The sequence below is a fragment of the Salinicola sp. MIT1003 genome, assembly GCF_001858555.1.
Lineage (GTDB): Bacteria > Pseudomonadota > Gammaproteobacteria > Pseudomonadales > Halomonadaceae > Salinicola > Salinicola salarius.
In genome coordinates this window covers 17,059-31,044 of sequence record NZ_MCAP01000021.1, presented here as the reverse complement: position 1 = coordinate 31,044, position 13,986 = coordinate 17,059, and the positions used below count along the sequence as shown (strand labels likewise).

Below are 13,986 nucleotides of genomic sequence, written 5' to 3'. Positions count from 1 at the left end.
ATATCCCTTTCTCGAAGCTCGAAGCTCGAAGCTCGAAGCTCGAAGCTCGAAGCTCGAAGCTCGAAGCTCGAAGCTCGTAGCTCGTAGCTCGTAGCTCGTAGCTCGTAGCTCGTAGCTCGTAGCTCGTAGCTCGTAGCTCGTAGCTCGTAGCTCGTAGCTCGTAGCTCGTAGCTCGTAGCTCGTAGCTCGTAGCTCGTAGCTCAGTCTATTGCGCGGACCGAGGACTCCCGCTACCTTGTCCGCCTTTCGGTTCGTCCGTCTCTCCAATACCGGGGTCGTCATCGTGGATCGCCAGGAACTCTTCGCCAGAATTCAGTACCCGCTACCCCACCACGCGATCTCGCGACTGATCGGCCTGGGCGCCGACTGCCGGATTCCCTGGGTCAAGGATCTGTTCATCCGGCGTTTTATTCACACCTACGGTGTCGACATGACCCAGGCCCTGGAGCCGGACCCGACCGCCTACGCCTGCTTCAACGACTTCTTCACCCGCGCGCTCAAGCCCGACGCGCGCCCCATCGGTGAAGGCCTGGTCTCCCCCGCCGACGGCGTACTGTCTCGCTATGGCCGCATCGAACATGGCACCCTGATCCAGGCCAAGGGGCAGACCTACTCCCTCGGCGCCCTGCTCGGCGGCGACGTTTCCCGCGCGGCACCGTTTCGCCAGGGCAGCTTCGCCACGGTCTACCTGTCGCCGAAGGACTACCATCGCGTCCACATGCCTATGACCGGCACCCTGCGCGAGATGACCTACGTGCCGGGACGGCTGTTCTCGGTCAACCAGGCCACCGCCAACCATGTGCCGGGGCTGTTCGCCCGCAACGAGCGCCTGGTCTGTATCTTCGATACCGAGCACGGGCCGCTGGCGATGGTGCTGGTCGGCGCGATGATCGTCGCCGCCATCGAGACTACCTGGGCCGGCCAGGTCACGCCGCTGAGCGGTCGCGTGCAGACCACGCGTTTCGACGAGCCGATCGTGATCGAGAAAGGCCAGGAAATGGGACGCTTCAAGCTCGGCTCCACCGTGGTGATGTGCATGGGCCGAGAGACGGCTTTCGGGGATTTCGACCCGAAAGGCAGCCCGATCAGCATGGGGCAGACGATGGGCGCACTGCCGGGCATGGCCTAACGTTGGCGCCCGGCAAAGGACACTTCATGACCACCGACTCCGGGAGTTAGCAATGCCACTGGAAATCTCCCGCAACGTATCGATCCCCGACAACGAGATCGAACTCATTGCCGTGCGCGCCCAGGGCGCCGGCGGTCAGAACGTCAACAAGGTTTCCTCGGCGATTCACCTGCGCTTCGATATCGGTGCCTCCAGTCTACATCCTGGCTTCAAGGAGAAGCTGCTGGCGCTCAGCGACAGGCGCATCACCCGCGACGGGGTCATCGTGATCAAGTCGCAGGAGCATCGTACGCAGGAGCTCAACCGGGAAGCCGCGCTGGCTAGGCTGAAAGAACTGATCAAACCCGTTCTGTACGGCGACAAGCCTCGCCGGGCGACCAAGCCCAGCCACAGCGCCAAACGCAAGCGAGTCGATCAAAAGACGAAACATGGCCAGAAGAAACGTCTTCGCGGGCGTATCGAAGACTGAGCCTTAGAGGGCAGGTCAACACCGCGGCGTCGGGAACGCCATGACCTCGGCAATCGACTCCCTGTTCAGCGCCAGTTGAATCAGGCGATCGACACCCAGCGCCACGCCACTGCCGGCGGGCATGCCATGCTCGAGAGCGGCAACCAGCCGGCGGTCAACATCGACAGCCGGCTTGCCCAGCGTCGTGCGCTGGCGGTTGTCCTCGGCGAAACGCGAGGCCTGTTCCGCGGCATCGGTCAACTCGTCGTAGCCATTGGCGAGTTCGAGCCCGTGGAGATAGATCTCGAACCGCGCAGCGACTTCGACCCCATCCTCGGGATCGAGCCGCTTGCGCGCCAGTGCCGCCTGAGAGGCCGGATAGTCGACGACCGCATCGATACCGCCTCGGCCCAGCTGCGGTTCGATGACGAAGCTCATCAGCAGATCGAGGCAGCCGTCACGGTCGGCGTCATCCATCGCCAGTTCGCCGACTTGCCCGGCCAGGCGACGCAGATCCGCCAACGATGTCATGAACGGATCGACATCGAGCGCTTCGCGGAAGAGTTCCCGATAACGGCGCTGGCGCAAGGGGCCGGGATCGGTCGGCAGTACTTCGCGAATCAGCGCCTCGCATTCATCGATCAGTGCCGTCAGCGACAGATCCGGCCGATACCACTCGAGCATGGTGAATTCGATGTTGTGGCGCCGACCCACTTCACCGTCGCGAAAGCTGCGCGCCAACTGGAAGACCGGCCCGCTGCCCGCCGCCAGCAGCCGCTTCATGTGAAACTCCGGCGAGGTCTGCAGCCACAGTCGCTTACGCCCCGCCGGGGTGGTCGCCGTCAGCGACAGTGAATCCAGATGCGGATCGGTGCTGCCGCCGTGGCCTAGAATCGGCGTTTCCACTTCCAGCACGCCTCGCGCCGCGAAGAAGGCGCGAATCGTCGCCAGCAGTCGCGCCCGCTCGCGCAGCGTCGCGATCGTTGCCGTGGGTTGCCAGTCGTCGGCTCGGGTGTTTTCCGTCACGAGTGATAGACCTGACTGCGGCCACCGTCGATCAGGATATCGGTGGCATTGATGAATCGTGCTTCGTCGCTGGCCAGGAACAGCGCCGTATTGGCGACTTCTTCGGCTTCACCCAGGCGCTTGCAGGGCAACAGCTCGACCTGGCGCTGGCGCTCCTGCTCGTCGCACTGGGCGAGCCAGGTTTCGGCTGCCGGCGTGCGGATCAACCCAGGCGAGATCGAATTGACCCGGATTCCGCGATCCGCGTACTCGATTCCAAGAGATCGGGTCAGGCCGATCAGGCCATGTTTGGCCACCGGATAGGGAAACGCGCCCGGAATGATCTTGTGACCATGCACCGAGGCGATATTGACGATATGTCCGTAACTCCGCTCCAGCATGTCGGGCAACACGGCCTGGATCATGTGCCAGGCGCCTTCCAGATTGATCGCCAAGCAGCGGCGCCAATCCGACTCTGCCAGGCTCAGCGGATCGCCGAACACGTTGACGCCGGCCGAATTGACCAGGATATCGACACGCCCCAGCATCGCACGCGCTTTCTCGACGCCGGCTGCCACGCTATCGATATCGGCCACATCGACCTCGACACCATGACAGTTCGAGTCGAAGCGCGCGTCGAGCCTCGCCGACTCGCGCTCGAGGCTTTCCGTATCGCGATCCAGCATGATGACATCGGCGCCTTCGGCAAGAAAGCGCGTCACCGTCGCCAGGCCGATGCCACTGGCGCCACCGGTGACAAAAGCCTTGCGTCCCGTCAATCTAGCCATTCCATGCCCCCTCGTTCACGATCTGGCAAGCCATCTGGCAAACAATAGTGTGATCGACGAGCAACAGCCGAAGCCACCCTGGCAAGCTTTCGTCCAAGGGGTCGTCTTCAACGACAAAGGCCACGCAAAAGCGTGGCCGGCGAACACGAATAATCACTGCTCAGCGCGTCATGAGCGACGGTGAGACAAGGCGAAACCAGGCGACCCAGCGGAGTTTACAAGTCGTAAATGAGCATGGGGAGCCTGGTTTCAACGCGGTATCACCGAGCGCAGTAGCGCTGACAATGAATTATGCGCGGGAGACGTATTCACCGCTGCGCGTATCGACCTTCAGCACTTCGCCCTGATTGATGAACAGCGGCACACGAACCACGGCGCCGGAAGAGAGCGTTGCCGGCTTGGAACCGCCCTGCGCGGTGTCGCCCTTGAGGCCGGGATCGGTCTCGACCACTTCGAGTTCGAGGAAGTTGGGCGGCGAGACGGCAATGGCGTTATCGTTCCACAGCGTGACGGTATAGACGGCCTGTTCCTTGAGCCACTTCTCGACGTCGCCGATGGCCTTCTTGTCGACCGCGTACTGCTCGAAGGAACCATCGGTCTTCATGAAGTGCCACATGTCGCCGTCGGTGTAGACGTACTCCATGTCCAGGTCCATGACGTCGGCGCCTTCCAGCGATTCGCCGGACTTGAAGGTACGCTCCCAGACGCGACCGGTGATCAGGTTGCGCAGCTTGACGCGGTTGAAAGCCTGGCCTTTGCCCGGCTTGACGAATTCGTTCTCGAGAATGTTGCACGGGTCGCCATCCAGCATGACCTTCAGGCCGCCCTTGAATTCGTTGGTAGAATAGTTCGCCATGATTCCTCACTAGTAACCGTTCGCGGTTCGCCCGCGACGAAAAATCCCTAACCGCGCGCTGTTGGGAAGCGCTGAAGCGATAGGCGAGCGAGATGATACGCAAGGCGCACGGCACACAGAACACGAAACATAACCTGGTGTTAGGAGAGTGTTCGAGTACCGCGCAACGCGGCGAATCGCTCGCGCAGCCATCGATTCAGAGTTTCCTGGGCACGCGCTCTGATTTCGAGTGGCCAGCATGATAACCCGAACCCCGATCGCTGTGCATTGCGAAGAGGTCGAACCCGAAGCGCCCGTGTCCGATACACCGTTGGGCGACTGGCAGCGGCAACTGCGCGACGTGATCCGCGACCCCGCCGCCCTCTGCCGGCACCTGGGACTCGATTTCGAGTGGTCGTCGGGCGCCAGACGCGGCCACGATCTGTTTCCGGTGCGCGTGCCGCTGGCGTATCTGTCGCGGATCCGGCGCGGCGATCCGAACGATCCTCTGCTGCGCCAGGTCCTGCCGCTGGGCGCGGAAGGCGATGCCGTGCGGGGCTTCGTCGATGACCCGCTGGAAGAGCGCGACCACACCCCTCGACCGGGACTGATTCACAAATACCCCGGCCGGGCGTTGCTGATTGCCAGCCCGACCTGTGCAATCAATTGCCGTTACTGCTTCCGCCGTCACTTCCCCTATGCCGACAACGCGCCGTCGATGCGGGAGTGGGAACGCACGCTCGATTACCTGCGCGAAGACGACTCGATCCAGGAGGCCATTCTCTCCGGCGGCGACCCTCTCGCCTCGTCCGACCGTCGTCTGGCAGCGCTGGTCGAGCGGCTGGAAGCGATCCCGCATCTCAAACGGTTGCGAATCCACTCTCGTCTGCCGGTGGTGATACCCGATCGCGTCGACGATGCGCTGCTCGACTGGCTCGGGGGCTCTCGCTTGCAAAAGGTGATGGTGCTGCATATCAACCACGCCCAGGAGATCGACGAGGCGGTGGTCGCCGCCTGCGCTCGACTCAAGGCGGCTGGCGTCACGCTGCTCAACCAGAGCGTGCTGCTGCGCGGGATCAACGACGACGTGGACACGCTCGCTGCGCTGTCGGAGCGCCTGTTCGAGGCCGGGATCCTGCCCTATTACCTGCACGTGCTCGATCCGGTGTCTGGCGCGGCGCATTTCGACGTGCCCGACGACGAGGCCCGCGATCTGGTGGATGCCCTGCGTCAGCGGCTGGCCGGCTTCCTGATGCCGCGGCTGGTCCGCGAGGTGCCCGGCGAACGGAGCAAGACACCGCTCTGAGTTCCTGGCCGATCGTTCGCTCCAGGGCCGCACCCCGGCCCTCGCCTCGACTCTCTCCTCACTCTATCGGCAGCGTGACATGAACGCTCAGGCCGCTGGCGACCGGCAGGGAAGTCTCGTCGAGGCGGATCTCTCCGCCAAGCCGTTCGGCCAGTTCCTGAACGATCGACAGCCCCAGCCCCGATCCGCTGGTGCGCTGCCCGGCCAGGCGCACGAAGCGCTCGAATACCCGTTCGCGCTCGGCGACCGGAATCCCCGGCCCGCTGTCGGCGATCTCGATATGCAGGCGATCCCCGGTCTGCCATATCCGCAACCTTACCTCGCCGCCTTCGGAGGTGTAACGCAAGGCGTTGTCGAGCAGATTGCGCAGCAGCACGTAAAGGCCGTTTTCATAGCTGACGACGTGCAGCTCAGCGGGAATCTCCTGCACGAAGCTGATTTCGCGTCGGTCGACCAGCGGTTGCATGTCCCGCTGCAGCTCTCGTCCCAGCCGGGTCAGATCCACCGTCTGCCGATTCATGCCCTCACCGCTCTCGAGCCGGGAGAGTGTCAGCAGCTGCTCGACGACACGGGTCATCCGATCGACGCCATTGATGATCGAGCGGGCGCCGCGCTGGGAGCGCGCTTCGGTGGTATCCGTCATCAGGTTCTGCGCGTGCACCTTGATCGCCGCCAGGGGTGTACGCAGCTCGTGGGCGGCGTTGGCGGTGAAGCGACGTTCTTTTTCCAGCGTTTCGGCCAGGCGGCCGAACAGGCCATTGAGTGCATCGACCATGCCGCGAATTTCATCCGGCGCCTCGCTGCCGTCGATGGGCTCCAGATAGCTCGGCCGGCGAGCGGTGATCTGGCGACTGATGCGCAGCAGGGGAGAAAAACCACGCGCGATGACGAAGGGGATCAGCAGCGCGATCAGCAGCACGCCGATCACCGGTGGCATCAGGTTGCGCAGCGCAATCTGCCAGGTCAGCTCGTCGCGCACGTCGTCGCGCTGAGCGGCGCTGGCCCAGACGCCGTGAACCTCGTCATATAGCGTGAAGGTGCGCCAGTCGTGGCCCTCGCCCTCGGTGTGCGCGTAGCCGGGTGCCGGGATCATGGTCTCCAGCACACCGGGGGTTCTCATGCCCAGCAAGGCGTGACCATCGTCATCCCAGATCTGGAATCCCAGCTTCTTCTCGTAGGGATGCCCCAGCGGAGTCGGTTCGTCGGTGAGACTGTCCGGCAGCATGACGGGCTGAAGCTGCAGGTCGTGGATCATTTCCTGCGGGTCCCGCCCCTGCTCGCCGCGATATTCGAAATAGAGCGCGACCATCGTTCGCGTGGTCTGCGCCAGTTCGGCGTCGAACAGTTCGTTGATCTGATCGCGAGTGTCGTGATAACTCCAGAGCGCGGCCAACGAGGTGATCAGCGTCACCGTTATCAACAGGACACGTCGAAGGTAACGACGAATCGATCTCAACCCGCAGCTCCCAGCCGATAGCCGACGTTACGCACGGTCGTCACCACGCCACTGCCGAACTTCCGGCGCAGATGATGAACATGGACTTCGATGACGTTGCTCTCGACTTCGGCGTCCCAGCCGTAGAGCACCTCGACCAGTTGGTCGCGCGTAAACACCTGCCCCGGATGCGTCATCAGGTACGCCAGCAGGTCATGCTCGCGGCGCCCCAGCGCCACCACCGACTGATCGAAGCGAATCTCGTGCGCTGCCGGGTCCAGCGTCAGTCGGCCGCAGGTCACCACCGGCGATGCGCGCCCGGCGCTTCGCCGTACCAGTGCACGCAACCGCGCCAGCAGTTCGCCGTTGTCGAAAGGCTTGACGAGATAATCGTCCGCCCCGCCATCGAGCCCCCGGATGCGATCGACCACGTCGTCCCTTGCCGTGAGGATCAACACCGGAATCTGACTTTGCGCTTCCCGCAACTGCTTGAGCAACTCGAAGCCGTCGATATCCGGAAGCCCCAAGTCCAGTATCAGCGCATCGAAAGTGGATCCTTCGAGAGCTTCGCAGACTCCGCGCCCCTCGGTGAGCCATTCAGGCATCATCTGCTCGCGTCGCAGCACGTCGACGACGCCTTCTCCCAACAACGGGTCGTCCTCAACCAGCATTACCCTCATGACGTTCTCTCTAACTGTCGCCACTCCTGGCGAACTCGGCTTTCAAAACGTTGCCCTATCAATACAATTGCACCGCCGGATTGGTTCCCGCCCTGCTGACATGACATTGTCGCGTGCCAGCCGGACAATTCGAAACATAAGTGACCGCTAACACCGCAGATCACTAAGCCGGTGTTAAGAATAGGCTGTCATAGTGACGCCTCCGACGGGACGAGCAAAGTCGACGCTTTGAAAACCAACGGGATTTCATCATGCTCGAACTACCCAAGTTATCACTTGTCATCACTGTCCACGATGCCTCTCATGCGGTCGGTCAGGTCGTGGCCGAGGCATCCAGTGCACTTCGCCACGCTGCCGGCCTGGAATTCATCGTCATCGACGACGCCACCTCCGAAAACGACGAGGATGCGCTGTCACAACTGGCGGCCAGCGATAGCCGGATTCGGCTCTATCGCCAGGCCACGGCCATCGGCGCCGACGCGGCGCTATGGCAAGCCGGCAGGCTTGCCATGGGGGAATGGATCGCGACGCTCGACGCCCAGGGGCGAGACGATCCTCATGACATTCCCGAGATGCTCAGCGAAGCCCGGCATCAAGGCTTGACGCTGGTCGAGGGCATTCCGCTCGACCCGCGCTGCCGATGGAGAAGGTCGCTCTTTCGCGCATGCCGAAGCCTGGGCATCGAGCTCGCGGACAGCGAACGGGCCGGCCTGCGACTGATTCGTCGCGACGTGCTGATCGCATTGCCGTCCGTCGACCGGCTGCACCGCTTTCTCCCTCTGCTGATTCGGCGAAGCGGTGGCCACATCGGCAGTTACCGCGTCAATCTGCGCCACGGGACACAAGCTGCCCGCTTCTCGCTCTGGCATTTTCCCGCCAATCTCGCGGGGCACGCCCGAGACTGGCTGGGCATGTGGTGGCTATCGCGACGCTGGCACGCCCAGCGAATCACGGGGAAACGCCGGGTTCGCGGCTACGCCCGCTGAGGCGTCATCGGCGCCCGGTCACCGATAACGGCGCCCCTGATGCTCCAGCCAGCCGCCGAGTTCGGTGCCGTCGGGATCGTGGTGGGTCCAGTGAATGACGCCACCTTGGGTATTCCACACGTATTCGCCGCGAAAGCGTAGGTGATCGCCCACTTCGATCCGTTCGACGCGCGGCGCAACATCGATATTGTGAGCAATCAGCAGCGTCTGGCCGGTATCCAGCGTGACGATGACCCGCTGGTGGCGACTGCCTTTCCGATCATCCGCCAGCACCCGCACGATCCGCCCTGACGCCTCGATCCAGAATCCTTCCCGATGCGTGTCGAAGGCACGCTGAAGCGTCGCTTCGGCGCTGGCCTGCGTTCCGGCACCCGGCAAAAGATCAACGCCGGACCGAGACGAGGGCTCGCTTGCGCCTCCCCCGCCCCCAACCAGTTGACTGGCAAGTGCCGCGATGACGATGGCGACCAGCAACCCCGCCAGCATCGGCCGACGTCGCGCCTTGATGGATCTTCGTCGCATCTTTCTACCGTGAAGTCGCAATGGGTTCAGCCGAGTCTCGACGACAGGCTGCAAGATAACACAGGGAAACGGGTCCGTTGACCCGTACGAGGAAGAGGGCCATCGACCGAACGTCGATCGAAAAGCCGCGGTATCGCGTAAACCGAATGCGCAGGACAGCTGAAAAACGGACAAAAAGAAGCCGGACCCAATTCAGGCCCGGCCTACGCTGTGCGCCCATCCTGGGCTACTAGGTCAGAGTTCGATATCCCGATAGAGTTCCACGAAAACGTAAAAAAACTCGGCCCGACGATGGCTGGCCGGTTAGTCGTCACTCTCATCGAGCCCCCGGGCGCCTCGTTTCCAGAGCACGATCAATGACCTGGGTGCGGCGCTCTCCTCCAGCTCCCACTCCTTTTCGGCTCGACCCGAGGGCATTGTCAGCGTCACCCGGAAGGATCGTCTGTCGGCGCCGGCTGCTGGCAAGTCGCCACGGCGATGATCGAGCTCCTCGAGCACCGTCTGGAGTCTCAGCCGCTGGCGCTCGGTCAGCTCCCGGCAGTCGATACGCCGCGGAGCGGACAAGCCGGGCGTGACCACGAAGCCGCCCTCCCGAGTGACCAGCAGCACGCTGGTCGGCTCGAGCTCGAGGCCCGCGCTGTCGCTCATGAGAGAACACCTACCTCGACCCAGGCCCGATTGACGACCTGCATGACTTCGCTGTCGTTGCCGAAGCGCTTCGCCGCACAGTCGACCGTGAGCTGGGCGAACTGGGCGAAATTGCCATCGCGTTGCAGGCGCGAATCGGTGAGCGCGTCGAACCAGACCGGGCCCGCCTTCTCCCAGGCAAAACCACCCAGCCCCGTCGCCGCGAGAAAAAAGGCGCGGTTGGGGATCCCGGAATTGATATGCACGCCGCCGTTGTCCGAGGACGTGCGCACGAAGTCGTCCATGTGGCCCGGCTGGGGATCCTTGCCGAGTACAGGGTCATCGTAGGCGCTGCCCGGATTGGCCATCGAGCGCAGCGCGAGACCGTTGACGCGATCGGTGAGCAGCCCTTCCCCGATCAGCCAGTCGGCTTCTTCCACGCTCTGCTCGAAGTGATGCTGCTTGACCATGGCACCGAAAACGTCCGCCAGAGACTCGTTAAGCGCCCCCGACTGATCAGCGTAGACGAGACCGGCCTCGCGCTCGATGACGCCATGGGTCAATTCATGGGCGACGACATCGAGCGCGGCAGTGAAACGGTTGAACAGCTCGCCGTCGCCGTCACCGAACACCATCTGGGCGCCGTTCCAGAAGGCGTTGTCGTAGTCTTCGCCGTAGTGCACCGTCCCCAGCAAGGCCATGCCCTCGCCATCGATGGAGTCGCGCTCGAAGACCTGCCAGTAAAAAAGGTAGGTGGCACCCAGCCACCGGTAGGCTTCGTCGACGGCGGCGTCGCCGCTATCCGGCTCGCCCTCCTGACGAACCAGGTCACCGGGTAGCGTCTGCTGGTTGCCTGCCGAATAGATATAGCGCGCGACCTCGCCGGGCCGGCTGCCATCCGCGGGTCGCGCCGCCGGCGGTGCCGCATTGCGCAGCCGAAATTGCGCATCGGCCTGCAGGGTCATGCGCGCGCACTGCTGTAGCCGCGCATTGCCATGCGACATGATGCGTTCGAGAACATGGGGCGGCATGAAGCCCGCGAAAGACTTGGAACCGTCCAATCCAGCCATGCGATCACCTCCTGTGCGTCAGAGCTTGGCACTCACAGTGTGGTTCAATCTTTCCCATGTGGCCGCTGCGTCACTGTTCCTTTTTGTCAAGAAACGCCCATACCGCCTGCATCGCGGGCCACATGACGTTGCCATGGCTGGCACCCTCGAACGAGCGATGGTCGATGACCCAATCGGCGTGCCCGGTTTGCAGCCACTGCGCAAAGCAGACCACGTTGTCGCACATTGCCGGCACGGACGTGGATGGCGTATCAGTGGCTTCTGCAAATGCCGGCCTCTGTCCCCGCTCCTGATCGCCCGCGCCCAGCAGCACCCGCGTCTTTCCGCTGGCTCCTGCCGAAGGCAGCGCGTACAGGAATCCGTCTCCCCACCATAGCGATGGGCTAATGGCGAGGTAATCGCTGAAGAGCTTCGGTCGGGTCAGCGCGGTGTATAACGCGAACAAGCCACCGTAGGAGTGGCCGAGCAGCGCACGGCGGGAGGCATCGACCTCGAACCGCTCGGCGACCTGCGGCAACAGCTGATTCTGGAGAAAATCCTGGAAACGATCCGCGCCGCCGACGGGGCGGCCACGCGAGTCGACCGCCAGCATGCTCGATACCGCCGGCGTATAGTCTTCACTACGCGCTTCGCTGTCGAAACGACGGGTATCGGAGTAACCGATTCCCACGATCAGCCAGGGACTGGTGCCGCCATCGGGGCCGCGCAGCGTCAGGCTGTCACGCCCCACCACTGCCAGCGGAAAGCGCGCATTGCCATCGAGGACATAAAGTACCGGATAGCCACTGGCCGGTGGCGGCGAATCCGGTATCGAGACCTGAATCAGATAGTCGCGCCCGGTGGACTCGCCATGGAGCACCCATTGCTGCGTATCAGGCAGCATCACGGGCTGCGTCGCGGGATCGGTGGTCATGGTCGGCTCCTCAGCGACGGCAGCGGGCATGATGAAAACGGCCGCCCATGACAGGCAGCCGAAGAGCCAGAGACGTAATGCATCAGAAGTCATAACGCAGTGACGCGACGACATTGGCCGGTTCGCCGATCAGGTTGAAGGTACCCACGCTACCGACGCGATAGTAGTAGTCGCGGTCGAAAATGTTGTTGAAGTTGAGTTGGCCCGATAGATGAGAGCTGAAGTCGTAACCCACCATGGCGTCGACGATTGCGTAACCGGGCGCGTTGATCCGCGGAGCGTTGCTGAGCGTATGGAAATCGCTCATTGCGGTAACCCCGCCCCCTACGTGCCAGCCATCCAACGGGCCCGGAGCGAAAGCATACTGGGTCCAGAGATTGACCGTATTGTGCGGCATCAAGGCGAATGTCGCTTCGGTATCGCCACGCTCGACTTCGGTATCCAGATAAGTGTAACCCGCAATGATATCCCACTGAGGCGTGAGGGCGCCGGTCACCTCGAACTCTGCGCCTTGAATACGACGTTTCCCAATATCCGCTGAGTAATCCTCATTCACGACGCTCGCTGCATAGTTGTCGTCGTATAGACGGAACGCACTAATACGAGCATTGAGATTGCCGCCGAAGTAGGCCCCTTTGATACCGACCTCGTACTGTTCTCCCTCGCGCGGTTTGAGCAGGTCACCGCTTGCGTCGTACTCGGTTTGCGGTTTGAACACCTGCGAGTAGCTCGCGTAAAGCGCGTGGTAGCTATCGAGATCGAATACCGCACCGGCATAACCGGTGAACCTGCCGTCGTCGTCCCGTGTGTAACGCTCGCCGCTGAGATGGTCGCTGAGTCCGACGCGGTAATGGCTGACTCGCCCGCCGACAATCAACGCAAGGGGCTGAACCGGACGGAACGTCAGCTTGCCATAGAGTCCGGACTCTTCCAGCGTCTGACGTGTGTCGGCGCTCAGATAGTCGTCGAGAATATCGACGTAGGCGATGTCATTGAAATCGGCAAGCGTGGTATTGCCAAGCTTTGCTCGCGCCGAGGCGTTGTCGGTTTCGAAACGTTTATAGTCCGTTCCTACCACGAACTCGCTGACGTTACCCATGGCTTCGAACGGCTGGCTGTAGCTGGCATCCATGGACAATGCTTGCTGATCGATGTCGGCTGCGGTGCCAGCGATGCCGAGGCTCCCGCCATCGAGCGCGCTGCCGCCGAAGGCATAGTTATAGGAAGCGTTGCGATCCGAGTAACGTGCCGCGAACCGTCCGTATCCCCCATTGGCGAAACGATGCGTCAACTCGGCAAACCAGTCATTGCTTTGCATGGTGAAGTCGTTCCAGTCCGCGCCGACGAAAGCGGATCGGGTGAAATCGAGCAGATTACCGTTGGCATCGGTCGGCAGGCCGTTGTTTGGCACCAGGTCCCGATGCTGACGCAGGAATGCCAGCGATAGCGTCGTGGCGTCATCGAGATCGGCGTCGATCGCCCCGTAGAACGTCTGATGCTGATTCTCGTTATGGTCGGCAAAGCCGTTGCTGTCACTATCCGCCACCACCAGGCGTCCCCGCACCCGCCCGTCGCTGGTAATCGGACCGCTCACATCGCTTTCGAGATAGCGCTGGTCCCAACTGCCCTGTTCCGAAATGCTATGGCGACCGGTGACATGGCCCTGAAAATCGTAGGTCGGACGCTTGCGAACCAGATTGACGATGCCGCCCATCTCGCTGGTGCTGTTGAACAACCCCGATGGCCCGCGCATGATCTCGACGCGATCGAACGCCGCCAAATCCGGTACCGTGCCGTTGATACTTTGCATCGGTGCCGGCAGACCATCGATATTGGCCTCGTCGTATTCGTAGCCACGCGCGTAGATCGAAGAACGGCCATCATCGTTACTCAGAACTCGCATTCCCGGGGTACGCCGTGCCAATTGATCGAGCGTATCGAGGTTGCGATCCTCGATGGCATCCCGCGTCACCACGCTGATCGACTGGGGTATGTCCCGCAGCGCTGCCGGTGCCTTGGTGCCCACCGTCGCTGCATCCACCGCATATCCGCCGGTCGTTTCGGACGGCAGCATCTCGTAGAGGCGATTGCCTTTGACGGTCAAGGTTTCGAGTGATGTATCCCCGACCGACCGGGGTTCCTGGGCCTGTGAAGCGGCCCAAGGCGCGGAGAGGCTCAGGCCAACGGCGACCGGCACGCAGTAGCGAAAGCGCTGGGGATGGCGAATCATGGTGTCGTTCCT

14 protein-coding genes are annotated in these 13,986 nt (G+C 62.5%); 4 read left to right on the top strand and 10 right to left on the bottom strand.

What is annotated here, in order from left to right:
- Nucleotides 1-280 precede the first annotated feature (280 nt).
- A complete protein-coding gene (gene asd, locus BC443_RS09850; protein ID WP_139284287.1) occupies nt 281-1,129 on the top strand; it encodes an archaetidylserine decarboxylase in 849 nt (282 codons plus the stop codon).
- 52 nt (nt 1,130-1,181) lie between these two features.
- A complete protein-coding gene (gene arfB, locus BC443_RS09845) occupies nt 1,182-1,598 on the top strand; it encodes an alternative ribosome rescue aminoacyl-tRNA hydrolase ArfB (RefSeq protein WP_071231667.1) in 417 nt (138 codons plus the stop codon).
- Nucleotides 1,599-1,613: 15 nt separating this feature from the next.
- Here arfB and epmA read toward each other — a convergent pair whose 3' ends face one another.
- From epmA to efp, 3 genes are all read right to left on the bottom strand, one after another.
- Nucleotides 1,614-2,603 (bottom strand): EF-P lysine aminoacylase EpmA, encoded by a 990-nt coding sequence (gene epmA / locus BC443_RS09840; RefSeq protein WP_071231666.1) that lies wholly within the window; start codon nt 2,601-2,603, stop codon nt 1,614-1,616.
- Nucleotides 2,600-3,370 (bottom strand): SDR family oxidoreductase, encoded by a 771-nt coding sequence (locus BC443_RS09835; protein ID WP_071231665.1) that lies wholly within the window; start codon nt 3,368-3,370, stop codon nt 2,600-2,602. The genes epmA and BC443_RS09835 overlap by 4 nt, the downstream gene beginning before the upstream one ends.
- A 289-nt stretch (nt 3,371-3,659) precedes the next feature.
- On the bottom strand, nt 3,660-4,226 hold the full coding sequence (gene efp / locus BC443_RS09830) for an elongation factor P (RefSeq protein ID WP_071231664.1): 567 nt from the start codon (nt 4,224-4,226) through the stop codon (nt 3,660-3,662).
- Between the two features lie 238 nt (nt 4,227-4,464).
- Between efp and epmB the strand changes: the two genes are divergently transcribed.
- Nucleotides 4,465-5,511 carry an EF-P beta-lysylation protein EpmB gene (epmB, locus tag BC443_RS09825; RefSeq protein WP_083387318.1) on the top strand — a complete coding sequence of 349 codons (1,047 nt, stop codon included), beginning with the start codon at nt 4,465-4,467 and terminating at the stop codon, nt 5,509-5,511.
- A gap of 58 nt (nt 5,512-5,569) precedes the next feature.
- Here epmB and BC443_RS09820 read toward each other — a convergent pair whose 3' ends face one another.
- Nucleotides 5,570-6,967 carry an ATP-binding protein gene (locus BC443_RS09820; protein ID WP_083387317.1) on the bottom strand — a complete coding sequence of 466 codons (1,398 nt, stop codon included), beginning with the start codon at nt 6,965-6,967 and terminating at the stop codon, nt 5,570-5,572.
- Nucleotides 6,964-7,626, bottom strand: coding sequence for a response regulator transcription factor (locus tag BC443_RS09815; RefSeq protein ID WP_071231662.1), 663 nt, complete (start codon nt 7,624-7,626; stop codon nt 6,964-6,966). The genes BC443_RS09820 and BC443_RS09815 overlap by 4 nt, the downstream gene beginning before the upstream one ends.
- 251 nt (nt 7,627-7,877) lie before the next feature.
- On the opposite strand from BC443_RS09815, the gene BC443_RS09810 reads away from it, so the two are divergent.
- Nucleotides 7,878-8,612 carry a glycosyltransferase gene (locus BC443_RS09810; RefSeq protein ID WP_071231661.1) on the top strand — a complete coding sequence of 245 codons (735 nt, stop codon included), beginning with the start codon at nt 7,878-7,880 and terminating at the stop codon, nt 8,610-8,612.
- 18 nt (nt 8,613-8,630) lie between these two features.
- Here BC443_RS09810 and BC443_RS09805 read toward each other — a convergent pair whose 3' ends face one another.
- From BC443_RS09805 to BC443_RS09785, 5 genes are all read right to left on the bottom strand, one after another.
- Nucleotides 8,631-9,134 carry a DUF3465 domain-containing protein gene (locus BC443_RS09805; RefSeq protein WP_083387316.1) on the bottom strand — a complete coding sequence of 168 codons (504 nt, stop codon included), beginning with the start codon at nt 9,132-9,134 and terminating at the stop codon, nt 8,631-8,633.
- A 303-nt stretch (nt 9,135-9,437) separates the two neighbouring features.
- The gene (locus BC443_RS09800) at nt 9,438-9,782 is read right to left on the bottom strand and encodes a protealysin inhibitor emfourin (RefSeq protein ID WP_071231659.1); all 345 of its coding nucleotides are present in this window, start codon (nt 9,780-9,782) and stop codon (nt 9,438-9,440) included.
- Nucleotides 9,779-10,831, bottom strand: coding sequence for a M4 family metallopeptidase (locus BC443_RS09795; RefSeq protein ID WP_071231658.1), 1,053 nt, complete (start codon nt 10,829-10,831; stop codon nt 9,779-9,781). The genes BC443_RS09800 and BC443_RS09795 overlap by 4 nt, the downstream gene beginning before the upstream one ends.
- A 70-nt stretch (nt 10,832-10,901) precedes the next feature.
- Entirely contained in the window at nt 10,902-11,744 is an 843-nt protein-coding gene (locus BC443_RS09790; RefSeq protein ID WP_071231657.1) for an alpha/beta hydrolase-fold protein, read from the bottom strand.
- 82 nt (nt 11,745-11,826) lie between these two features.
- On the bottom strand, nt 11,827-13,974 hold the full coding sequence (locus BC443_RS09785; protein ID WP_071231656.1) for a TonB-dependent siderophore receptor: 2,148 nt from the start codon (nt 13,972-13,974) through the stop codon (nt 11,827-11,829).
- Between the last annotated feature and the right edge of the window lie 12 nt (nt 13,975-13,986).